General features: G+C 33.7%; 16 protein-coding genes. 5 read left to right on the top strand and 11 right to left on the bottom strand.

The features are described from left to right. Positions 1–81: 81 nt before the first annotated feature. The 4 genes from GKZ88_RS09240 to GKZ88_RS09225 all read right to left on the bottom strand — a co-directional run bounded on the left by GKZ88_RS09240 (position 82) and on the right by GKZ88_RS09225 (position 8,872). Positions 82–4,581: a T9SS type B sorting domain-containing protein gene (locus GKZ88_RS09240; RefSeq protein WP_155102083.1), complete on the bottom strand. Its 4,500-nt coding sequence runs from the start codon at positions 4,579–4,581 to the stop codon at positions 82–84. Between the two features lie 187 nt (positions 4,582–4,768). Then, positions 4,769–7,069: a choice-of-anchor L domain-containing protein gene (locus GKZ88_RS09235; protein WP_230392491.1), complete on the bottom strand. Its 2,301-nt coding sequence runs from the start codon at positions 7,067–7,069 to the stop codon at positions 4,769–4,771. A gap of 51 nt (positions 7,070–7,120) precedes the next feature. Further along, the gene (locus tag GKZ88_RS09230) at positions 7,121–7,957 is read right to left on the bottom strand and encodes an ABC transporter permease (RefSeq protein WP_155102081.1); all 837 of its coding nucleotides are present in this window, start codon (positions 7,955–7,957) and stop codon (positions 7,121–7,123) included. A gap of 3 nt (positions 7,958–7,960) precedes the next feature. Beyond that, complete coding sequence (locus GKZ88_RS09225) at positions 7,961–8,872, bottom strand: ATP-binding cassette domain-containing protein (RefSeq protein ID WP_155102080.1); 912 nt, start codon at positions 8,870–8,872, stop codon at positions 7,961–7,963. A 107-nt stretch (positions 8,873–8,979) separates the two neighbouring features. Between GKZ88_RS09225 and GKZ88_RS09220 the strand changes: the two genes are divergently transcribed. Both GKZ88_RS09220 and GKZ88_RS09215 read left to right on the top strand, forming a co-directional pair. Beyond that, positions 8,980–10,032 carry a hypothetical protein gene (locus GKZ88_RS09220; RefSeq protein WP_155102079.1) on the top strand — a complete coding sequence of 351 codons (1,053 nt, stop codon included), beginning with the start codon at positions 8,980–8,982 and terminating at the stop codon, positions 10,030–10,032. A gap of 90 nt (positions 10,033–10,122) precedes the next feature. Further along, entirely contained in the window at positions 10,123–10,980 is an 858-nt protein-coding gene (locus tag GKZ88_RS09215) for a hypothetical protein (protein ID WP_155102078.1), read from the top strand. Positions 10,981–11,070: 90 nt separating this feature from the next. Here GKZ88_RS09215 and GKZ88_RS09210 read toward each other — a convergent pair whose 3' ends face one another. Continuing rightward, positions 11,071–14,805 (bottom strand): metallophosphoesterase, encoded by a 3,735-nt coding sequence (locus tag GKZ88_RS09210; protein WP_155102077.1) that lies wholly within the window; start codon positions 14,803–14,805, stop codon positions 11,071–11,073. 27 nt (positions 14,806–14,832) lie between these two features. Here GKZ88_RS09210 and GKZ88_RS09205 point away from each other — a divergent pair, with 27 nt between their 5' ends. Beyond that, positions 14,833–16,011, top strand: coding sequence for a Pycsar system effector family protein (locus tag GKZ88_RS09205; RefSeq protein WP_155102076.1), 1,179 nt, complete (start codon positions 14,833–14,835; stop codon positions 16,009–16,011). A gap of 186 nt (positions 16,012–16,197) precedes the next feature. On the opposite strand, the gene GKZ88_RS09200 is transcribed toward GKZ88_RS09205, so the two are convergent. Then, on the bottom strand, positions 16,198–18,567 hold the full coding sequence (locus tag GKZ88_RS09200; RefSeq protein WP_155102075.1) for a GAF domain-containing protein: 2,370 nt from the start codon (positions 18,565–18,567) through the stop codon (positions 16,198–16,200). A 228-nt stretch (positions 18,568–18,795) separates the two neighbouring features. Here GKZ88_RS09200 and GKZ88_RS09195 point away from each other — a divergent pair, with 228 nt between their 5' ends. Both GKZ88_RS09195 and GKZ88_RS09190 read left to right on the top strand, forming a co-directional pair. Next, positions 18,796–19,548 carry an SDR family oxidoreductase gene (locus GKZ88_RS09195; protein WP_155102074.1) on the top strand — a complete coding sequence of 251 codons (753 nt, stop codon included), beginning with the start codon at positions 18,796–18,798 and terminating at the stop codon, positions 19,546–19,548. A gap of 72 nt (positions 19,549–19,620) precedes the next feature. Then, the gene (locus GKZ88_RS09190; RefSeq protein WP_155102073.1) at positions 19,621–20,202 is read left to right on the top strand and encodes a TetR/AcrR family transcriptional regulator; all 582 of its coding nucleotides are present in this window, start codon (positions 19,621–19,623) and stop codon (positions 20,200–20,202) included. An 89-nt stretch (positions 20,203–20,291) separates the two neighbouring features. Here GKZ88_RS09190 and GKZ88_RS09185 read toward each other — a convergent pair whose 3' ends face one another. The 5 genes from GKZ88_RS09185 to GKZ88_RS09165 all read right to left on the bottom strand — a co-directional run bounded on the left by GKZ88_RS09185 (position 20,292) and on the right by GKZ88_RS09165 (position 24,565). Continuing rightward, a complete protein-coding gene (locus GKZ88_RS09185; RefSeq protein WP_133524639.1) occupies positions 20,292–21,350 on the bottom strand; it encodes a nucleoid-associated protein in 1,059 nt (352 codons plus the stop codon). Between the two features lie 37 nt (positions 21,351–21,387). Further along, positions 21,388–21,753, bottom strand: coding sequence for a four helix bundle protein (locus GKZ88_RS09180; protein ID WP_155102072.1), 366 nt, complete (start codon positions 21,751–21,753; stop codon positions 21,388–21,390). A 95-nt stretch (positions 21,754–21,848) separates the two neighbouring features. Continuing rightward, the gene (locus GKZ88_RS09175; protein WP_155102071.1) at positions 21,849–22,388 is read right to left on the bottom strand and encodes a hypothetical protein; all 540 of its coding nucleotides are present in this window, start codon (positions 22,386–22,388) and stop codon (positions 21,849–21,851) included. Positions 22,389–22,600: 212 nt separating this feature from the next. After that, a complete protein-coding gene (locus GKZ88_RS09170) occupies positions 22,601–23,200 on the bottom strand; it encodes an HPP family protein (RefSeq protein ID WP_155102070.1) in 600 nt (199 codons plus the stop codon). Between the two features lie 87 nt (positions 23,201–23,287). Continuing rightward, positions 23,288–24,565 (bottom strand): chloride channel protein, encoded by a 1,278-nt coding sequence (locus GKZ88_RS09165; protein ID WP_155102069.1) that lies wholly within the window; start codon positions 24,563–24,565, stop codon positions 23,288–23,290. Positions 24,566–24,567 lie beyond the last annotated feature (2 nt).

The following is a 24,567-nucleotide window of genomic DNA, read 5'->3' as shown; positions in this document are numbered from 1 at the left end:
AATATGGAGTTTGGGATTTTTTTGTTTCAATTCGCATTGAAATTTTGGGATTTGGAATTTCAAAATTGAATTTTTTATTAATTATCTTTTCAAACTAAAGTGACCTTTTGCTTCACGCCCGTCTTCGAGTTTTAATGTGTACCAATAATCATCTGCAGGCATTGGGCTTCCGGTGAAGGTTCCGTCCCAGCCATCGCTTGAGGCAGTAATTTGTTTGATTAATTTTCCATATCGATCGAAAATAAGGATTTTGGCACCAGAATTAAAAGTATCATTTGCTCCTTGAAGATTCCAATAATCATTATGCCCGTCATTATTTGGAGTGAAAAATTTAGGAATTCCAAGTACTGCTACGGTTTTTGAAATTTTTCCGCATCCATTTTTGTCATTTATGTAAAGATCATGAATACCTGGGCGAACATTTTCAAATAAGTTAGATTCTTGAAAAGTACCAGTAGGATCATCTAAACTGTATTCATAATTTCCGGCTCCTGAAACATTTGCTTCAACAGTATTATAATCTGATAAATCGGAGATGGAAACAGAATCTAGATGTGCAATATCTGAAGCTGTTACGCTAATAGTTCGTGTTCTGCTGCAGCTGATTGCATCTTTAGTAAAAACTTCTACGGTATAAATCCCTTCTTCATTAACATCTAAAGTTTCGCTAGTTTCTCCCGGAATAATACTTCCGTCTTTTGACCAGCTATAGGTATATGTGTTGACTGGTATATTTCCAATAATTCCGGCATCGAGTTTGACAAAAAAAGTTGGCAAGTTGGAACATACTAATTCGTCAGCACTGCGATTGTCATTAATATCAATATTAGGTTTAGGATTTACTGTAAGCGTAATGTAAGCTCCCAATCCAAAACAGGCATTATCTAGATTACTGTCTACACGTACCCAAATTTTTTGTTGTTTTGGTATTGTATTTCGATAATTTGATGGATTTGTAATAGCATTAGTTTCTGCCAAAGCATCAGCTTCATTTGCAAAATAGTTTATAGAATAATTTGCGCTTGCTGAAGGAAGCATCGCCTGAATGTCAGCTGTTACACTACTAAAATCAAAAGCTGCAATTCCGTCTTTATCATCATTAACTGCATCAATAAAATCATCACAAATGGTAAAAGATCTTTTAAATTTAGAATCGATTTGTGTTGTTGAAACTACTAAATTCAATTGAGCAACACTAAAACATCCATTTGAATTTTCAACCCGTGTCCAAATATTTTTATTAGCACTCGTAAACGCCAACGGATTTGAAATTAATACAGCAGCATCTTTTGTATTTGCACCCGCCAAAGTAGTGTAATAAGAGAATGTTTCATTGGCAAAATTGGCTGAAATAAAACTATTTTTTGTGGTTACATTAAAATTAGAAATTCCGTCAGTATCGTCATCACATTGAACAATTGTAATTGGCGAGCTTAAAACTGGTAAAGAATAAAGTGTAAGTTTTACAGAATTGGCAGAAGTCAATCCGCAGGCATTATTGTTTCTGTTTAATAGCGCACGATATTGATAACCATTCATTGTTTTATTTGTTTTTTGAATGGTTAAAGAAGCAGTTTTAGTTCCGGTATAAATTGCGTTTTCAGTCAAAACATTCCAGATATTGCCGCCATCAGTAGAAAATTGCCATTGAAAAGTGTCAGCATTCGATTCGATGCTGAAAATGGCTTTTTCCAATTCGCAGACCGTTTGATTTTCTGGCTGTTTGGTAATTATAATTGGAGTTGCAATAATATAATTGCCATTTGGAGCAGTATAACCATCGGTTCTGCTGGTTACAACGCCAAAAGAATTTACAGCAACTGGCACGTTTCCTAACAGACCGTCAAAGTTTGGATCACTAAATCCAGCTTCAATAACATCATTACAGCCGTCGTTATCACTGTCAATTTCAGTGTAGTTCTTTATTCCGTCATTATCAGAATCTAAAACGGTATATTTTAAAACACCGCTGTCAGGGTTGGTTTCTAAAGCATCAGCTAATCCGTTACTTCCAAAAACTGTCGTGTCAACAATTCCGTCTCGATTAACATCTGGGGTATTGCTTCCGGATTCAGTCAAATCATAAATTCCATCATTATCGCTATCTAAATCAAGATAATTCGGAATTCCGTCATTATCGGTATCGAGTGGGGGTGTGGTAAGATTAAAAATATCATCCAAACCATCTAAATTCGAATCTTTATTAGATAAAGCAATTGGTTTAATTTGCGATTCGATCACATCAGGTATGCCATCATTGTCTGAATCTAAATCTAATTGATCTGGAATTCCATCGCCATCAGAATCTTTTGGAACACAAGTTGCTGTGAGTTTGAATGTTGCTTTGTTTCCAACTGTATCAAGCAGGTTTTTATGAGTAATTTTAAATGATTGAGTTTGATAGGACTGGAATTTGAATGTTCCAGTTCCGGCAGGTAAAGGAACATTGCCATTTAATCGAAAGCGAATTTCAAAAGAAGAAAATTGTGTAACACCGCTTTCGTATATTCCGTCATAATTGGTATCAATTAGTAATTGATTGTCGGGATTTAAAACGGTGACTGTTTTATCAATATCTGAATTGATAATATATTCAGAATCAGAATTTAATAAATCAGTTACATTCGCCTTATCGCTATATTCTAAACGAATATTTATTGGTTTAGCAAAATTCATTTTATAACTCACAGAAAAACCTTTTCCTGGCAATACTTCGGTAATAAAACTTCCGTCTGCATTTCCAGTAAAAGGAACTGTAGCGGCTGTTGTACTGTTTGTAACGGTACCAGTGAAAGAATTAGAATAAGCTCCCGTTTTTATCAAGCCTGAATTTTGGTTTGAAATATTTACGGGCAAATCCCCATATGATTCTGTACAGTTTGTTATGCCATCATTATCATAATCAATGTCAATATTGTCATTCGCTAAATCATTATCGATATTTATAGGACATTCACTCACTGGAATTTTATCTGAAAACACATCGCTCACACATCCTGAAATGCTTCCTCTTACCTGATAAAAACCGGGCTGGCTTGGGCTGAAGGTATTTTTAGTTTCACCCGGAATAAGAACGTCATCTTTATACCATTGAAAAGTATCATAAGAAGACAGTGTATTTATTTTTAAAGATACATTTGGAATACAAGATGAGTTGTTTAATGTGATTTTACCGCTGACGATTTCAGGTTTTAAATCAAAACCCGAATAATAACCTCCATAAGTTGCAGCTCCATTGGTTCCAAAATAAGAAACATATACTTGCTTAGTTGATTTTACGGCAATATTTCCTGATAAATCAGATACGCTATAACGAACAAAATCAGCAGTTCCTTGAATTGGAGTTGGAAGCGCATTGATGGCGCTGTTGTTTAGTAAAACTGTAGCTCCTGTTTCGGTTACAATATTCAGGAAGCCGTTAAAAGTATTATTGCCAATAGATTGGATTTGAGGAATATTATCTACCGTATTTGGCGTTGCACAATTTATTGGAGGTACAAAAAATAAATTTTGATTGGCCGGATTTATTGTTCCTCCAATACTTTGATAGGCAAATACGTTATTAGATGTTTTTACATACAAAGTTCCGTTGGTGAACTGACTCCCATCAATTGCAGCATATTCGCCGCTGTTAAGGGTTTTATATGGAGAAGTCGAGCCATTAATGAATACTTCGGTATTGTCGTAATGTGCTACTAATAAAACACGCTCTAATTCATCTGTACCTAGTCCTTTTATGAAAATGTATTCTTTTCCTGTTTTTTCAAGTGAAACAATTTGATCAAAACCGACATCTCTTCCTACAGGAGCCAATCCTCCGTTTTGAGTAGCTCCAAGCGCTGTACTGTTGCTTCCTCCAAAAGAACCTGTATTGACCACTACTGGTTTATCAGACGCAACCAGAGCTCCAATTAATTTAGAGCTATTTGATGGAATTTCGCTAATATTATTATTGAATAAAGTGAGTATGTAACTTTCATTTTTATTTAATATAGCGGTAATTGGTCCCGAAACAGTTGTCCCGTCAGAAAGTCTAGTTCCGTTCTGGATATTTGAAATGGTAATTTTTGTACCATTTTCTGTTGCCATTATGGATGTAAAGTTGGCTAAAGTTGGGTCGGCGAGCGGATTTAACATGGCTCCTAATCTAAAAGTGGTGCCTAATGCGCTGTTTCCTTTAGAGACTAATCCTCCCGCGTGATTATAAGTTCCGTTTTGAACAAGTGCGGCATTTACTCTCGCACTTACATAAATTAGATCTTCAGCTTCAATTACATAACCTCGGTTTGATACAACTCCAGCACTAAGCAAAGGAGCAAATAACTGTGTTCCAGGGCCATTTCCAATATAATAGCGATAGGGATTATTACTGTTTACGGTGCCATTTACAACACTTCCTCCATTAGAAATAATTTTGAAATTAACATTGGCAACGCTTGGAGTTGAAATGTATAAATATTGATCGTTGACTAGTAATGCGGCATTACAAATCAATGGCGGTATGTAGTGCGTTTTACTGAATTGTGAGAAACAATTTAATGTGCAAAGCAAAAATAAAAAGGAGTGTAATGTTTTTTTCATTGGCTCGTTTATTGGCAACATACAAAATTGAATCGCCCAAAACCAAAAATAAGATTTATTTTACTTTCATTGAAAGATAGCGTGTTTTTTTCTTTGTAAATATTTAAAATCTAGGAGTTTTTGAAATTCCGCTATTTCAGAAATGTATTTTGAAGTAAAATAAAGTGGAATTTATCAGAAGGAAATTTTATCTTTTTAAACTAAAATGTCCCTTAACACTTTTCCCATCAACAAAAAGAAGCGTGAACCAATAATCATCAGATGGTAATTGTTCGCCATTGAACAAGCCATTCCAGCCCGTGCTGTTTTGATTCATTTGCTTTAAAAATTTACCGTAGCGGTCAAAGATGTTTATAGTGTAATTTGGCATCTGATTTATATCTTTAATTGCCCACAGATCGTTATATCCATCGTTGTTTGGAGTGAAAAATCTTGGGTAATCTAAAACATATAATAAAAAACGATTTGAAAGTCCGCAGCCGTTTTTATCTCGTGCAGTTGCAAAATAAATACCGGGTCCTATTCCGGTAAATAATGGGTCATCTTGAAAAACGTTTCCATCTAATGAAAATTCGTAGTTTCCAGCACCAGTATATTTTATTAAGACAGAATTATCGACTCCAGAAAAATCTTTTACAACAGCTTCTGTAATAACTGCCGGTTCAGATAAAAGGACGGTAAATTTTTTGGTTTTTTCGCATCCGTTGGCATCTGTCACGGTAACGGTGTAATCTCCCGGTGTGCTTACTAATAAAGTATTTGTTGTACTATTTCCCGGACTCCATAAATAACTGCTGAAACCAGTGGCGACATTTAAAGTTATGTCATCATCCTTGCAAATGTATTTTGTTTCTTCCTGAAAATTTGCCGGATCAAAAGTATTAACGACCAGTGTAATTGGTGAAAGACTATAGCAGTCAGCTCCATTTATAATTCGGGCATAAATAGTTTGAGAGAACGCAACTGTATTTTTGAAATTATTTGGCAATACATTTGTTTCGTTCAAGGCATCATTTGGAGTTGAAAAATAATTTACCTGCAAACCTGCTGGCAGACCTGCAGTTAATTGTGGCGTTACTTCTGACTGAAGATCAAATTGATAAAAACCATCTTGTTTGTCATCGCCGTCGCAAGTTTTAATTGGATTTTGTGGTGCAATTGCATTGTTTGAAATTTGAAGTTTTACTTCAACAGTTTTGAAGCAGCCAAATTTATTTTCAATTCTTCCAAAAACAGTTTGATTGACGCTTTTGTTTGTATATTTTTCAGGATTTGCAATTGGGTTTGCTTTCGACTGAGCATCGGCTAAAGTTTCATAATAACCATTGTTTGTAATGTCTGAAGCATTGTTTTTAATCAGATTGTCAACTTTCTTTAAATTAAAAACACTTTTCCCGTCAGTATTATCATCACATTGAACTAACGTTGTGTTTGTTGTTAAGATTTCGGGCGCAACTTCAATTTTGATTTCTCCAGTTACAACACATGTGGAAGGTGTCATGGTAACTTCGACTTTATAAGTCCCTGATGTTGATGCTTGAAGTATCGGATTTTTTTCTGCTGGCAAAAGCACACCGTCTTTATACCATTTAAAATCATAAGATGCTGATAAATGTGTATCTAACGTTGCTTGTTCTCCAAAACACAATGGTTTGCCCGTTGTTGAAGTCTGATCTGAACCAAAATCAATTTTAGAAGAAAAACTTCCAGCCTGCAAAAAAACGGCCGAATCAAAATACCTGTTTTTATCATCAGCAATTACAAGCTTAATATGGTATTTTTTACCCGTTACAACCTTTGTCTGTGCATTCATGACAACAGTTTGCCCAGCATAATCTATTGGACTGCTATTATCATTTAAGCCGTTGAAATAATTTTCGTTTACAGCTGGACATCCTGGATAATGGTCTCCATTTACAGCAACTCCGGGCTCAATTTTTGGACGAACATTTGTTGAGGAAACTGGAACAGCATTATTATTGGGCAAAACGGCCAAATTTTTATAAGGATCAGAACTTCCGGCTTCTTTAATTAAAAATGCAAATCCGTCTGAATATTCACAAGGGTAAAAAGACTGATATTCATTTGAAGCAAAAATATAATTGAAACTTAGAAAATCAGTAAGAGGAACGAAGTCAAATTCTAAAACAGTTGCATTTATAGAATTAATTCCTAAAATAGTATTTAAATCTGCATCTCCTTGCCAGTTAACGTCGCCTTGACCAATATAGCTTACATATGGCCCGACTGCATTTGGACTTGTTGATGTAGTTAAAACAATTCCTTCAGAAAAAGGAAATCCGCTTGATCCTGCATTAAAATAAGCAAAACTTTGCTGGCCTTGAGTAAAAGTATCTCCTTTTCCTGAAGTATTGGTAACAGCTACACATGAACTGTTGACTAATATATTTTCAATAAGCTGTTTTGGTGTTTTTTGATCATCTATGCTAATATATTGAGCGTTTATCTTACTAGATAAACAACACATAAAAAAAACGCATAAATAAACTTTAAAATGAGTCATAGCCCAACAAATATACTACAAATCTCTCTTCTTTAATAATTTGTATGAGAGGAAAACGAACAAAAACGTCCAGACTAAAACGATTAAAATTGAAAAATAGTTTACGCTGTAATCTTTTATATTTTCTACGCCAATTTGAGTTCCGATACTTTTTACAACGGATAGTCTGGTAAAAGGCTCAATTATTAAATTTGACATGGCTTCTAGCGGGAAAAACTTTATAATGGTAAAGGCTATTTTGCTGTCAGGGAATATTTTAAAAATTAAAAGACCTCTTGCAATTCCTTCTAAAATGCTCCAAACTAAAAGAAATCCTAAAGCAAAAGCCGAACGTTTTACCAAAATTCCTAAAAACAAACAGAACGAAAAGAAACCAACAAGCTTTACAAAAAAGGCCAGCAAATAGTCTAAATCAGAGAATATAATTCCAAATTCATTGTAAGATGAAAAACATAGTCCGAGAATTAAACTCATTACAAAAACAAAAATTGTCGATGCAAAAGCAAAAACAACAACAGTCAAAAATTTTGACAATATGAATTCTTGTTTACTCAAACCGTCAATTAGGTTTTGTTTCAGTGTTCCGTAGCTGTATTCGTTTGCCATCATAGAAACAATTACGATTGCAAGAAATAATTTCAAAATAGCGGCAACATACGTATTAAAATGCCAGATATACGGAAAATTGAAGATTCCCATTTCGGCTAAATGAAATTTAAACGGACCAATATCAAATTTTATTGACGCGATCAATGCGATAAACGAAAGTAAAATAAAATAGGCGAGTGTTAAGATACGGCTGGCTTTGTTTTTCCAGATTTTTTGCAGTTCTATAGAGATAAGTCTGTTCATGGTTTAGTTTTTTTGAATGGTGGCGTTTTTGGTTAATTCTAAAAATTGTGCTTCCAGGCTGTTTTTACGTTTTACCAAATGATTTAAAACGATATTTTTTGAGAATAAAAACTGATTTAAATCGGAAGCTGATAATTCTGATTTTAAGTAAACCAAAATTTTTCCATCTTCTTCTTTAATTTGGCCAACAGACTGATGATCATTCAAAATTGATTTTAGAGCTAGATTATCATTCGCAGAAATTTCAAAAAATCCTTCATTTGCAGACATCGCATCAACGGAACCTGAATACAAAATTTCGCCTTTTCTTAAAACAACGACATGCGAACATACTTTTTCGACTTCATCTAATAAATGCGAAGCCAATAAAATTGTTGTTCCCTGCGCTGCAATTTCTTTAATAATATCACGGATCTGATGAATTCCCTGCGGATCTAAACCATTCGTTGGTTCGTCTAAAATCAAGATTTCAGGATCATTCAAAAGTGCCGATGCAATTGCAAGACGCTGTTTCATCCCTAAAGAAAAAGTACTGAATTTGCTGTCTTTTCTTTCGGTTAAACCTACAAGATTCAGTTTTTCTTGGATTTTAGAATAATTGATGCTTTTAATTTTACAGACTAATTTCAGGTTTTCTTCAGCCGTCATATAGGGGTAAAAGTTAGGTCGCTCAATAATGGCTCCCACTTTTTTTAGGGCTTCATGCGTTTCCATTTTTCCGTCAAACCATTTGTAATGGCCTGTTGTTTCGTTTACAACATTCAAAACAATGCCTAAAGTGGTTGATTTTCCGCTTCCGTTAGGGCCAAGAATGCCGTAGACATGACCTTTTTGAATGCTGAATGATACGTTTTTGAGTGCCTGAATGCGCCCGTATCTTTTGCTGAGATTTTCGATAGTAAGGATGGTTTCCAAGGTTTTTTCGGTTTTAGTTTTTAGTATGACGAATCAAGTTCTATATTGTTACGTGAAATTTATTTTTATCGTGTTATTGATGTAAATTTGTACTAAAGATATTCAAAATGAGCGAGCCTTTAATGGTTTTAAAAAAACCTTCATACCCTTTAACGCAACCGCTTTTAAGTTATTTGGACAGATTCGAGCGTATTTCGAAAGTTTCTGTTTTTTATGATGATTTATTGCGATTCTCTGGTTCGATTAATGTTTATGATAAAAATGAAACCGATACCTTATGGATTCGTGTGTATTATGGCGAATTTGAACGAAATGAAATCGATCTTAATCTAAAGAAAATTTATTCGCTACTGCATTCTGATGGAAACAGTGAAATTATTCAGTTTCTAAATGTCGATGCGATTGATTACTGTACTTTTGGAAATTCAAAACCTTTTAGAATTAAAGTCCGAAATATTCTGAATGATAATTACGTTCATTTTTATATCAAAAAAGCCGATGCCTCAAGAATTTACGGATTAGAGTTAGAAGATATCCTTTCGCCAGATAAAATCAATTTTTTGGTGTACAACGACACTTTAATCGAAGAGCATATTATTGGGATTCCCGGCGATGTTTTTATGGATACTTTATTAGACAAATGTACCGAAACCGAAAAAGCCCAAATTGCAAAAGAATTTGTAAAGTTTAATGAACGCTGTATGATTCGTTTGCTCGGTGACATGCGCGCGTATAATTATGTAATTGTACCAATTCACGATTTTGACCAAGTAGTCTATAAAATTCGCCCAATCGATTTTGATCAGCAATGTTATGAAGGGAATTTCAAAGTCTATCGTCCGCAGTTTTTCAAGGAAAATTATCCTATGATTAAATTGATTAAGGAGAAATTAGAAGAACGTTCGATCATTCAGTATAAAGATGAAGAAAGAGCGATTTTGGCAAAACGTATTCATTCGGCTGAAACCAGAATTAAAAAATTATTGAATATAATGTGTCACGACACGATTTCGACGCAAGAACACTTGGATCAGCTCAAAATGGAATTGTATCGATACACCAATGATATGAAGTTTAAAAATGCCAGATCAATGGGGCACGTCATGCAAGCTGCGTTTGAGTTTATTACGCGTAATTTTAAAAACACTAATTTAGTTTAAAGAATTTTACCATATAAGTTATATAAGTTCATAAAGTCAACCTTCTTAAATTATCTTATATAACTTATATGATTTAAAAATTATAATCTTATGAAAAAATCTTTTTTAGTAGCCGTTTCTATTGTTTTATTGGCTTGTCAGCAACAGACGAGCAGTGATTTTAAAAAGCTTTATTCACTTCCGAAGAAATTAAAAGAAGTTTCAGGAATCGCTTATTTTCCGGAGACCAACTTAATTTACACTTTAGAAGACAGCGGAAACAAAAATGCCATTTATGCAATTGATTCTAAAGGAAAATTAGCCAAAACCATTACGATTTCAAATGCTACAAATGTCGATTGGGAAGATATTACAAAAGATAAATCGGGTAATATTTACATTGGAGATTTTGGAAATAATGCCAATGAACGCAGGGATTTATGTATTTATAAAGTCGCTAAAAATCAGCTGAATAAAGATTTGGCTTCCGCCGAATATAAAATTTCGTTCGCCTATCCAGAACAAACCGAATTTCCTCCAAAGAAAAAAGAACTATTTTATGACGTTGAAGGGTTTTTTGAACTAAACGGATATTTTTATCTTTTCACCAAAAACCGAAGCAAAGGTTTTGATGGAACGGCTTTTATTTACAAAATTAAAAATGCAAAAGGAAATCAAAAAGCAGTGAAAATAGGAGCGTTTAAAACGTGCAGCAATTACAATCATTGTGTTTTAACAAGTGCCACAATTAGTCCCGACGGAAAAAAAGTAGTATTGCTGAGTCACGACAAAATTGTTTTATTTAAAGATTTTAAAGGCGATTTATTCCATAAAGGAAAACAAACCGAAATAAGCCTAAATCACTTCTCTCAAAAAGAAGCTATTGTTTTCAAGGACAATAATACTTTATTTATCGCTGACGAAAAAACCAATAAAATAGGAGGGAATGTTTATGAGTTTAAGCTCTAAGGTTCTAAGTTGCTAAGATGCTAAGGTTCTAAGCTTTTTCTTTAAATAAAAACCTTAGAACCTTAGCATCTCAGAACCTTAGTTCCTTTTCTAAAAGCTATATGCTGCTCCAAAAATAATTCTTCCAGGTTCATCAGGAGATTGGAAATAAGAAATTCTGGCTGTTACCAAGTTAATCGCATTCAGCCATAATCCGCCGCCGTAATCCTGGTGCCATTTTCTTGAGTTTTCACCATCAAGCCAGATTCTTCCGTAATCGAAACCTCCTAAAATTCCATAAGTCAAAGGCGCAACTGTACGGTGAATTTTACCAATGCTTAAACGTAAATCACTGCTTTGAGAAAAATAAGAACTTCCTAAAAAGCGTTCATTTCTGTAGCCTCGCAAGTCAGTATCTCCGCCTAAAGCAGCACCGTGATAAAAATCAAAATTGTTATTTAAAACAGCTTTTCCTTTTAAGAATGTAGCTAAAACTAATTTTCCGTTGTGATCTATTTTATGCGTAAAGCCTAATATACTTTCAAGCGTTGGGAAATTTTGTTTTGTATCGCTTAAGTTTGTCGTCCACATTCCTGAAAACATAAAGTACATTCCTAAGGTTGGTTTTGCAACAAAATCAGAGTTTTTGAAAACATATTTTACCCTCAAAGCTCCATACGTTTGACTGTCAAATACATTCGGATTTATAATTCCAGGAATATCAATAAAGCGGTTATCCGTTTCTTCAACAGTCAATTTTTGAAGAATGGGCTGAATGCTAAATTCACTTCCAAAACGCCCGACGTGTCTTGCAGCACCTGCAACAGTAAATTTTCGAATTCGGACTCTGTTATAATCCATTCCAAATTCATCGTCATTATTTACAGTTTCGTTTCCGTAACCAAAATAGTTCATCGCAAAATTTGGTGTAGTCAGTTGTGAATCAACGTCAATAACCCATTTCCCTAATAGTCCTGGAAAATGTGCTGCATAGGTTAACTCGAAACCTCCAGTTGCAAAATAATAGAAACCATTTAAGATATGTTTCTGTGTATAAGGATTCTGTTTAAAATTATTAACCGTATAATTCAAATTAAATCCAAGTTTTACGCCATCATCCGGATTATAGCCTATGTTTGGCAGACCGGCAATTACGTTATATTTAGGTTTTTCATAATTGTACAAATTCACATCATAATCGTCTGTAAGCTGTGTTCTGGCTTTAGAATCTAAGTTGTATGTGTTTTCTTTAGATTTAAAATCATAAACAATCACTTTTCGGCCATTTTCTACGTTGTATGTGTCATTGTTTTGGCCTCCAATTAAACGAATTTTAATGCTGGATTTTTCATTTCCTTTTACTTCAAAAGTATCGTTATCATCCAAACCATAAATCCATAAATTTGAAGTTTTATCATCCGTTACAGTTTTGGTGTAAACCAAATCATCGCCTTCTTTTTTAACTCTTAAAACCTGAATTTCAATACTTTTTTTAGCATTGTGATTGATTACAAATTTGTCTTTTTTATCAGTTCCAGCAATCATAACCGTATGGCTTAACACATCAAAATATTCCGAAGCATATTTTTGAAGGTCTTTTTTTCTGCTTTTTAATTTCTGTTTAATATCATCAACGGTTTCATCCTGAACTTCTTTAGGCATGTTTTTGAAAGCCGTATCAATATCAGCATCTGATAAATTTTCCTGAATATATTTGGCTTGTTCAGTCCAGTCTTTCTCTTCGGCCGTTCTTAAAAATGCAAGATCCATTGGGTAAGGTTCTCTTCCAAGCCATTTTACATTGATTTTATTTCCTTTAAAAGTACGCATATGACGAAGTGGCGGCATATTCATAATAAGTGAAAGTAAAGCTCCGTCGTATTTCACAAACGCCTGATCACGGTCTCTCGGAATTGGTTTGTAAATAACTTTGTCGCCTTGTTTGTATTCGCCCCAGCGCCATTGATCGCTATGCCTGTCCCAGTCGCCAATAAGGATATCAAATAAACGGGCTTTTATATATTCTTTTTCGTTAACTGAGTATTTTTCATCTTTATGCAAGTTTTTCATGATGTCCTCAGTGCTGATAATATCAGATGGATTTCCAAAATTTTTGGCATCCAAATGATTATCTGCCGGACGCTCTTCAACCATATAAAGCTGATCGCCATAACCCGCATTAAATTCTTTTAGGCCTTTTTGTTTCGGAATATAATATAAAATCGGATTTGTGTGTGCAAGTCCAATTTGATCTGACATACTGCCTGTTACATATGGAGCATATGGATGCGAAGTCGTGTAAAAATCATATAAAAAGTTTTCCGTGTAGGTTTTCTCAAAATCATTTACAATATATTGATCCTTAAACGCAACCGACTGTAAAAACACAGTGGCGCTTTTTTTCATAGCACGCATTACATATTCACGACCTTTTGGATCTGACATTCTTAAGGAAATAGACTGATGTCCTCCGCCTTCGCGAATTGGTTTTAAACCGCCCATTAAAGTATCTACAGTAGCAACTTTGGCTTCAATTGGTGTGCTGTAATATTTTCGATAATGCTGTCCGAACAAAAATTTATGAACTAAACTTTTATCGGTCATTTCTTTTGTATAAATCGAAGTTGTGATTTTTGATGGGAAACTATTTGGAATATCTGATGCCCAGTTAATTTCTTTCGCTTTTATAATTTCGCGTTCAAAAAGAAGTTTTTCCTTGTTGTTTTCATTCCCGAAATAAGAAACTTTTGCATCACCGCTTTTAAATAATGTTAATGTTGCATATCCATTTCCGCCATAAGAAAAATCATTTTCACTGATAGCTCTCGCTGCTTCAGATTTTGATCCCGCTCCGCTGATAATCTGCTGAATATTTTCTTTGCTGATGTATTGCAGATTATGATCATGTCCTGAAACTACAATTACATTTTTCTGTTTTTGCAAAAGCGTTTTTATTCTTTTGGCATAAATTGTATATTGTTTATTTTGAAGGTCCTGCGGACTTGCGCCTGATGTTTTTCTCAGCAAATTAATAAAAGAGCCAATTACCGGAAGCGGAATTTTTTTCTCTAAAGGAAATAATTGTTTTTCCATAGAAAATTGTCCGCCGTGCGTTCCGTTGCTCAATAAAGGATGATGAATGGCCAGAACTACCGTTTTCTCTTGATTTTTATTTAAGATACTTTCCAGTTCATCAAAAAAATCTTCCCTTGTTTTAATGTCGCAATTATCATTTATCGTAGGATGATTGTTCCAGTCTTCCAAAAACCATTCGCTGTCAATTGTGACCAACGTTGTAATACTATCAATTTTTATATCTTCAATTGGACAGCCTTTTCTTGGTGAAAATGCTTTTTTATCATTTAAATATTTGGTCACAAAATTTTCCTGACGTTCCAAGCCTTTAATACCGCTGTACCAATCATGATTTCCAGGAATCACCACAGTTTTTCCTTTAAAACCTTCGGTCAGTTTTAATTGATTAGTTAGTTTTGTTTCTGCTAAAGCTTTCTCCGAGGCATTGTCATCACTAGGAAAGCCTTTCGGATAAATGTTATCTCCCAAAAAAAGAAGCGTCGATTTTTTACCCGATTTTTTTAGTTTTTGATGCAAAAGTTCCAGTGTTTGCTGGGCTTGTTCTTCATCAGCATTTCCAGCATCTCCGACAAGAAAAAAAGTGTGCGCAATTTTTATAGTGTCTGTAGCGTTTTCTGTTTCGTTGGCACTCACATTTTTTCCGTATTGCGCTTTGCGCGTTGCACAGGAGTAAACAATGAAAAGTGCGGTTATTGCTAAAGAATAGTTTTTAATCTTAGCAATAAAATGATTATCCAAAAACAATTTCATATTTTAGTGGTATTAAAATATTCTCTTATGAACCTAATAGAACAATCCGAAGATTTCGTCGGTAATTTACTCAAAGATAAACTTTCTAATTTATATTCTTATCATAATTTTAACCATACTTTCACAGTAATTACGGCCGTAAAAGAGCTTTGTAAAAAAGAAGATGTAAAAGATGGTGATAAAGAGGCATTAATGGTTGCCGCCTGGTTTCATGATACTGGATATATAAACGGTTACGAGAATCACGAAAAAGAAAGCACCGAAATTGCATCAGACTTTTTGCGCGAAAAAGGAAAATCTGAAGAATTTATTGCGCTGGTTTCCAGTTTGATTTTGGCTACAGCCAAAGAATATGAGCCAAAAACACTTTTGGAAAAAATCATTAAAGATGCAGATTATGCGCATTTAATGGGACCAGAATATATAACTACCTGCGAATTACTTCGTTTAGAACTAAAAAATACCGGAATAGCAAGTTTCTCTAATTCAGAATGGACGAGAGAGAATTTAAATTTCTTATTGAATAAACATCGCTTTTATACGGACCATGCTTTAAAAAAATGGCAGCCTTTGAAAGAAAAAAATCTAATTCTTATTCAGAAGAAAATTAACAAACAGGAATTAAAAGTAGCCTCGGCAATTGACGAGGAAAATAAAAAGAAAGAAAAGGTCGAAAAACCAGAACGCGGCATTGATACGCTATTTCGCGTTACACTTGGAAATCATACGCGCTTAAGCGGGATTGCTGATAGTAAAGCCAATATTTTACTGTCTGTAAATGCAATTATTATTTCGATTGCACTTTCTTCAATCATACCAAAATTAGACAGTCCGAAAAATGCGCATTTAGTAATTCCGACATTTATAATGCTGATTTCTAGTGTAATCACAATTATTTTTGCTATTCTTTCGACAAGGCCAAAAGTAACTTCAGGTTTTTTTACGCGCGAAGATGTTGAGGCTAAAAAAGTGAACTTGATGTTTTTTGGGAATTTTTATAAAATGCCTTTTGAAGAATACAACTGGGCAATGAATGAAATGATGAAAGACAGAGATTATTTATATTCTACAATGATAAAAGATTTGTATTACCTGGGATTGGTTTTACAGCGAAAATACAATTTACTTCGAATTGCTTACAATTTTTTCATGATTGGAATAATCATTACAGTAATCGCTTTTGTAATTGCTTTTAGATCGATTTAATTTTTAGATCAACGCATAATTTTAGACGCTGATTTTACGGATTCGCTATCGCGAAGACACTGATAAAAGCGGATTTCTGATTTTTTAATAAATAAAAAAACTTTTAAATCTGTGTTCATCCGCGTTTTCGCGATAGCGAATCAGTTTCATCTGTGTTGAATAATGTCAAAAAAAAAGCTCAACTGTTTAGTTGAGCTCATCTAATAAATCTTGATAAGTGATTTTTTTTGCTGCTGGACTTATAGTATTATTAATCACTTTGACACGAATGGCTCTCAAGCCCGAAACGCCTTGAAGATCTTCTACTTCAAACTGCTCAATCGCAGGTTCCAGTATTTTTTTGTGCTGTAAGTACTTGATATACTTTAAGTATTCAGTTTCTTCGTTGTTTTGAGAATAAACAATTGTAATTTTTTCTTTCTCGGTTATTCTCTCTTTTGTTCCTTTAATATTCGATTTGTCAATTCGTTTTTTAACAACTTCATATCGTGCATTATAGGTTCCGTCTACGTCAAAACGTTTTTCATCCATTCTGAATCGGATCGAAAGCGGCACGCTGAAAACTAAAATCAAAGACGTTACATCTAATTCATACGGAAGCGATTCTTTTAGCTGATGATGCTCTAATTCCATTTCGCATAATGTCTGCAATTGCCATAATCTCAAATTATGCAGATACATGATGTCAAAAGGTTTTGTTGGCGAAATTGAAGAACCAATATATAAATTATGTTCAACACCATCTGTTTTAAAACGCTCGTAATAATGCGGATAAATTTGCTGTGCTTCGACTTGTTTTTTATCTAAAACCGATGCCATTTTTTTATTGATAATAGACATCGCATTATCAAACTTTTTTCTTTCCTGATAAAATAAGCCCGATTTTTCGTCTAGACTTTCAAAATACAGAGCTTCTAATTTTTCATTTTTCTCTGAACCTTTAGTGTTTTTTAAAATCGGATGAATTTCATCTTCAATATAACGTTGAATATGCTGTTCAGTATCTGCCTTCAATGGGAAATCTAATTCTTTTCGAAGTGATTCCAATTCAAATTTTCTTTGTTCCAAAAGAACAAGATTTGAATTTGTTTCTTGATTGTCAAAAATTTCTAAAAGCGTCGAAAGCTGATTTTTTAAGTCAATTTTTACGGTTTCATTTCGGTGTTCTGATGAACCTTTAATATCAATCTGCCCGTATAACGGATATACATTTTTAAAAACAATTTCTTTAAAAATATAATCTTTTGTATGATTTATATTTTGAAAGTAATTCTGGGATTCTTTCTTAAATTTCCAATAAACACTCGGGTGAATCGTAGTGTATTCACGCTGAATAATCGCTTCAATCTGATGTTGCATATCAGTATTATAACGATCAATTGTATCTGTTAAATACGGTAAAATCAATTCCAGTTTTGTCGCGTTGACACTATTTAAATCGCGTACATTGTCAGAAACCAGTTCGACAACTCCTAATAATTGTTCGTCTTTTATAACAGGCGCAAAAACACAGCTTTTAATACCTTGTTTCAGTAAATGTTCGCCCAGTCTTTTATTTGGAGATTCTTCAATGAATTTTTCGACATTCGAAATCACAAATGGTTCTTTATTGTTCAGAAGATTTTCAAAAGAACAGCCAAAAAAAGCATTTTTGCAATCTACTTCCTGATCTGTATTCAGTAGAAAACTCTGCATCTGATTGTCAAACTTAATTGGTCTTATAAATTTTTCTTCTTCAGGATTGTAAATAATAAAACCAACTTTTAAACTCGGAATTTTAAATATAGATCTAAAAATAGTCTCAATAACATCCGTAGAAGTATCCGTAGTACTATCAGGTTTTAATAAATTGCTTTTCAGATTTGAAATAGCACTTTCGGTTGTTGCATCAAATAAAGAAACCATTCCAAAACCTTTTAAAATCCAGCTTCTTTTAGGGAATTTAGCTTTCCATAAATCGATATCATTGTAATTATCAATTAATTGATCAATATCGTCCTGAGTTAATTCTATAGCTCTTTCTGTTGGCGTAATTTCCATGAAATCGGCATTGTAAAGAATTCTATAGTGCTTTTCAATGCCTTGCTCATCTGGGATATCATAAAAAAACGGCTTATTGAAATCAATATTTTGATTGTAATAATACGCTAATATTAAACAGCAGTTATTTATATAGAATTGATGATCATCAAAATCACGAATTTCCATATCGAATTCGTCTCCGGCATTGCGCAGGATTTTCTTGAAACGTTCGGTATAATTAAAAGATAAATTTTGAAACGGAATTGTAATTGCTTTTATCTCATTATGCGTCAAAGCAGTTGGAAATAAATCGGCAACTATGTTTTTTATTAGAGCTTCGTTATTTTTAATGATATTATAATCATGAATTCCTGTTCTGAATTCCGGAAAAGGCTCAACCTCTTTTAAAATGGCTTTAGCATAATTAGATCGGTAATCTACATCAGACGCCGCAATTTCTTCAAAAGACTCAAGTAGTTTATGAAAAGAGATTATGGTTTCGAAAGGACTTTCATGTGGTAAAAGGCGTTCCATGTTTTTTTGTTTTAGAGTACAAAATTAAGCAAATATTAAGAATCGCCGACATTTTGCAATTTGTTTCGCTTATGGTTAAATAGCTAATTCCTTTATAAATAAAGGGTTTTAAAATCTGCTTAAATATTTTAACTAAAAATTAACACTTTAAATAACGGAACGATCGTTCCGTTATTATATCTTTGTACCATAATAATTGAATAATCAATAACTTAAAAACAAATAAAAATGAAAAATTTAGAAAACAAAGTAGCAATCGTAACAGGTGGAAACAGTGGAATAGGATATGCTGCAGCAGCAGAATTGGTAGCAAAAGGTGCAAAAGTAATTGTAACAGGAAGAAACAAAGAAGCTTTGGCAAAAGCCGAAACAGAATTAAATGTTACTGGAATTGTTGCAGATCAATCGGATTTAAAATCAATTGATAATTTAGTTGATCAAGTAAAAGCACAATTCGGAAAAGTAGATATTCTATTTTTAAATGCCGGAATTGCAGCTTTTGCTCCAGTAGATTCAGCTTCAGAAGATCATTATGACAGTATTATGAATGTGAATGTGAAAGGAGTTTATTTTACAGTTCAAAAAGTGTTGCCAATTTTAAACGATGGCGGTTCTATTATTTTTAATACTTCAGTAAATGCTCAATTAGGAATGCCAGGTTCAAGCGTATATGGAGCAAGTAAGGCGGCCGTTTTATCATTAAACAGAATCTTTGCAGCAGAATTAGCACCAAGAAAAATCAGAGTAAATGCAGTTTCTCCTGGTCCAATTGAAACTCCTTTATATGGTAAAGTAGGTTTAGAAAAAGAAGAAGTAGAAGGTTTAGGTGCTGCTTTGGGCAACAAAATTTTATTGAAACGTTTTGGTCAAGCCTCTGAAGTTGCAAAAACAATTAGTTTTCTTGCTTCAGACGACGCATCATTCATTACAGGAACAGAAATTGTTGTTGACGGCGGACTTACTGTAAATACAGTATTATAATTTTTTTGACCAATTCAGGAACGATTGTTCCGTATAATTATTATCTTTGTATAGAAATTTAATTTTGGAGCAATGGCTAGAACGAAAGAATTTAATGAAGATCAGGCTTTAGATAAAGCAATCGAAATTTTTTGGCACAAAGGCTATAACGGAACTTCGGCTCAGGATTTAGTAACGTATTTAGGTCTAAGCCGTTCGAGTTTGTATGATACTTTTGGCGATAAACAAAAATTGTTTTCGAAATCTTTACAGCGTTACCAGCTTCAAGCTCAAGATACTGTAAAAGAACTTTTGGAAAAGTCTGATAATGTTAAAGAAACGCTTAGAGATATTTTTAAACAAGCCGTGATCGAAAGTCTTGAAGACCGCATTACAAAAGGGTGTTTTATGGTTAATTCATCTGTAGAACTCGCAATGCACGACGAAGAAATTGCAAAAATTGTAAAAAACAACAGCCAGATTATGGAAGAAGTTTTTACAAATGCTGTGAAAAGAGGGCAGGAGGCAGGACATATTTCAAAACAGCTAGATGCAAAAGTTTTGGCTCGATTCATCTTTAATAATTATTCTGGGATTAGGGTTTTGGCCCGAACTGGAGAAAGAGACAAACAAGTTTATGATGATATTGTAAAAGCAGTATTCTCGATTTTATAGCATCAAAATGTGCGACAATAAAAAAAACGGCAGTTACATTTGTAACTGCCGTTTTCTGTTTTAAGTAAGTAATAGAAAATGAAAACTTCTTAGCTTTTTTCTTCTTTGTTGAAGTAAACTAAGTAGTAATACATTTGTTTTTCTTCATCCCAGCCTTTTTCAACAAATTTTTCTGCACTTTCAGGATTGATGAAATCCATTTTAATTTGAATGTGAGTATCTAAATTAATCACATTTTTAATCGATTTTCTTGCGTCAGAAACTGCCGCGTTGGCAATTGGGAATGAGGTCACATCTTCGATGCTGTATTTTTCTCCTTTATCAACTTTATAGTTTTTGAATTCAGGAATTAAGTCTGGATTATCTAGTACTTCATTCAAGAAATTTTGCTCTTCAAACTGATCATTTTTAGCGAAATAATTCACAGATCGGTTCATGAACATAACTTCCTCTTTCTTGTCTTCTGCTGGCAAAACAACATCTTTTGCGAAGTTTTGACAGAATTTTAAATATTTTTTAGTGATGAAATTTTCATCTTCAAAAGCATCTACAGATAAAAAGTGCTCTAACCAGTAACGCGCATCATAACGGTTGCTGTCTACAGTCAATATTTTATATCCTTCTTCTTTTTTATAATTGAAAATCAAACATCCTTTATCTAGTTTGCTCAAGTTGATTCCTTGCTGCAAAATCATTTCAAGATTGCTGTCTTTTTCTTCAAACTGCAAAAAGTCGGCCTGTAATTCACTTTTAAAAATCCCGATTGCGTCAACTACATTATTGTCGATACTTAAGTTTGTCAAATACGTTACGTAAACCTCTCCGTTTTTAATGTGCGGATGATTTGACTGCTCATACAAATGCTTTGTAATTTTTTTAGAAACCTCTTGAACACTAGACGGATTTGCAAAAATTTCAGTTGCATATTTAAACATGTCGTTGTAATCCAAGTCCACTTCGTGTGCAAACTGATAATAGTTTTCTTCTTTTTCTCTAAAAGGCTTAAAAAAGTATTCTTTTATCAAAGGAACAATTTCATCATTTAAATTAAATGGCTGCTCTGATAAAAAAATAGCTTCGTTACGGCTTTTATTTCCTACGCGATGTATAGAAAGCGTCTCGATGTGGGTGTTGAATAGGTTTATCATATTTTTTTAGGTACTGAGGTTCTAAGATGCTAAGGTACTAAGGTTTGGTTCTGTCTTTTATTTTTTTAATAAAAGAAACTAACATTCTTTCTACTTCGCGACTGTCCTCATATAAGTTGTTAAAATCTTGATCTTTTAGATAAGATATATTTTTTGCTATTTCTAACTGCGTCTGCATTTCGAATAATGATCCAACAGATATGTTTAAAAAGCGTAAAAGATCTTTATCGCTTTCTCTTCCAAATCCTTCGGCAATATTGCTAGGTATAGAAATCGAACTACGTCTAATTTGTGAAGTTAATCCGAAGATTTCTTCTTTAGGAAAATTGTTTGTGGAAAAATAAATTTTGGTTGTCAAGGCCATTGATTTCTGCCAGACAAGTAAGCTTCTAAAGTTACTCATGTTTAAATATTTTTAATTCGAAGAATTAAAAATAAGAAAAAACTTTCAAAATAAAACCTCAGAACCTTAGCGTCTCAGGACCTCAGAACCTTAGATTAATTCCAATTCTCCTCAAATCCATAATCTTCAAAGCTGTCATCGCCTTCGAACATGTCAAGATCATCTTCGTCTAAGTCGTCTTCAAATTCACCGTAGATATCGTCGTGCATATCAGCTTCAAAGTTTTTTTCGATCGCTTCATCTGGCATTTCACCGTGAGAGAATAAAGTTTCTGGGTAAATTGCACCAACAGATTCTTCTTCAATTGCAGCCAATTCAACTAAGAAAGTCCACATGCTTATGAAATCGTAAACGTAGATAATCTTAGTGTTTTCTTTATCCAAAATACTAGATAACGGATAATCGTTCATGGTTCTCATTTCACCAGGAACGTCTCCTGTATCAAAAAGCGGAATTTCATCTTCTTGATTCCAAGTTTCGTCACAAGTATAAAATGAAGCCACTTCTGTACCGTCAAAGCCAAAAGCATTGAAGATGGCATTGTGTAAATCTTCAAGTGTATCTTCCTCAAGAATTGCAATGTCTCTAAAAATATCTTCTTCGGCGTCTAGAATTACTCTAAATTTATAAACCATAATCTTTGTTTTTATTGAGAGGTCAAAGGTAAAATATAAAAAACGAAATACGAATTGTGAATTGAGATTTGTTGAAAAGATTTTAATCTTTTGATTTACCGTAGTTTATTTAGCTGGCGCTCCTGCAAGGTTTTCAAAACCTTGTAGGTATGACTTTAATACAAATACAAACCTACAAGGTTTTGAAAACCTTGCAGGAATAGGGATTAGAATTACTTCCCAGTCAATCTCTTTCTAATTTTATGATAATGTTTATGGTAAGTGCTGTGACTAGGATAACTTCTGCTTGAAGTCATATTATTAAAAATCAATGCGGTGAAAAGCAAAATAAGAACTCCAGTCAAAACGGGAGAAAGTACGTACATATAACCCAAAGCTTTTACTTTTTCGGTTCCGATGACCGCGATCAAAGCCGTTGCTCCTCCAGGCGGATGAAGCGTTTTGGTAATCTGCATTAAAATTATGGCAATTGAAACGGCCAACGGTGCAGCAATGTACATGATATCAGGAATCAGTTTATGAACCGTGACACCCACGAGAGCAGAAATAACGTGACCGCCAACTAAATTTCGAGGCTGTGAAAACGGACTCTGAATGATTCCATAAACTAAAACGCTCGAGGCTCCAAAAGAACCAATTAAATAAACAGCATCACTTCCAGAAAAATGCATGGATTGAACGTAAGCCAGAATTCCAATTCCAACAAATGATCCTAAAAACGACCAGAAATGCTCTTTATAATCGATTAAAGTTTCTTTATAAAGAATATAACGTGTTTTGCGGTAGCTTCTTTTAATTTTTTGAGTTGGCATAATGTATAATTTGTGGTATTTTTTGCCACAGATTTCACAGAGTGAAAGGATTATAAAACTGTGAGATCTGTGGCCTAAAAAAAATATTTATTTCGTCAAGCTTGGAGCGTAAGTATATACAGTGTAAGGATAAATTGTTTTTGCAGTGTATTTTGAAATTAAGCAAACAACAAGAATTGGAAAAAATAAAGTATAATCGTTCGTTAAGCCGCACACTAAGAAAATTGCTGTAAAAGGCGCATGAATACTGGCACTTAAAACTGCTGCCATTCCGATAATCATGAAGTTTAGTGGAATTACATTTACATGAAAAAAGCTGTTTAACACTGATGCCAATAATAATCCTAAAAAGGCTCCAATAAATAAACTCGGAGCAAAAACACCGCCGTCACCTCCAGAAGCCAATGTAATTGAAGTTACAATTGGCTTTAAAATTAGTATTCCAATGAATGTCAGTGCCAAAGTTATAGTCAATGGAAGCTCGTTTGAACTGCCAAAAATTCCTTTTATAGCGTGATATCCTTCTCCATATAATTGCGGAAAAGTAAATAAAGAAATACTCAAGACAGCTGAACCAATCAGGATTTTGTAATAATGTGTGTCAATTTTGCCAAACTGTGATTTGAAAAATAATACACATCGTGTTAAATAAACCGAGTTGATTCCGGCTAAAATTCCTAAGAGAATAAAATAAGGAATCGCTTTTAGATGCCAAGTCGCAATAGAAACTGCAAATAAAGGTTCTTCTTTTAAAATGGTCAATAAACCAAAAGCAATAGAAACGGCAACTACATTTGAAATGATAAAAGCACGAGTTACTTTTCTAGAAATAACTTCGAGAGCAAATAGAATTCCTGCAATTGGACTGCTGAAAAGCGCCGTAACACCCGCAGCAACACCCGCACAGATTAATTCGGTTTTATATTGACGGAAAACATTTTCTTTTTCGTGCGCAACGGAACCAATTGTAGCCGTGGCAACAACTGTCGAAACTTCAATTCCTGTTGAGCCTCCAAAAATAACAGTCAATAATCCGTTTATGAAATGTGATGGAATTTTGTATGAAGGAAGATTTTTTTTTGTTTTAGTACTTTCAAAAACTTCTTTGATTCCTTTATTTTCTTTTTTCTTAAAAAGATATTGTCTTAGAAAATAAATCACTGATAATCCGAAAACGGGAAAAACGATGTAAAATATCGGATGAACAGAAACTTCGTGAAAGAAGATTGCTTCGTAATATTCGGTTATTTTTTTTAGTGAAATTCCGAGAAAGGCAGAGAGAAAGCCAATTAAAATAGAAACAATAACTAATTTTCGGAATTTAATGAATTGATGATTTTTTTTGATTTGCGCCGTTTTGTTCATCA

This window comes from Flavobacterium sp. LC2016-01 (genome assembly GCF_009711135.1).
Taxonomy (GTDB): domain Bacteria; phylum Bacteroidota; class Bacteroidia; order Flavobacteriales; family Flavobacteriaceae; genus Flavobacterium.
This window is presented reverse-complemented; position numbering and strand designations above follow the sequence as displayed.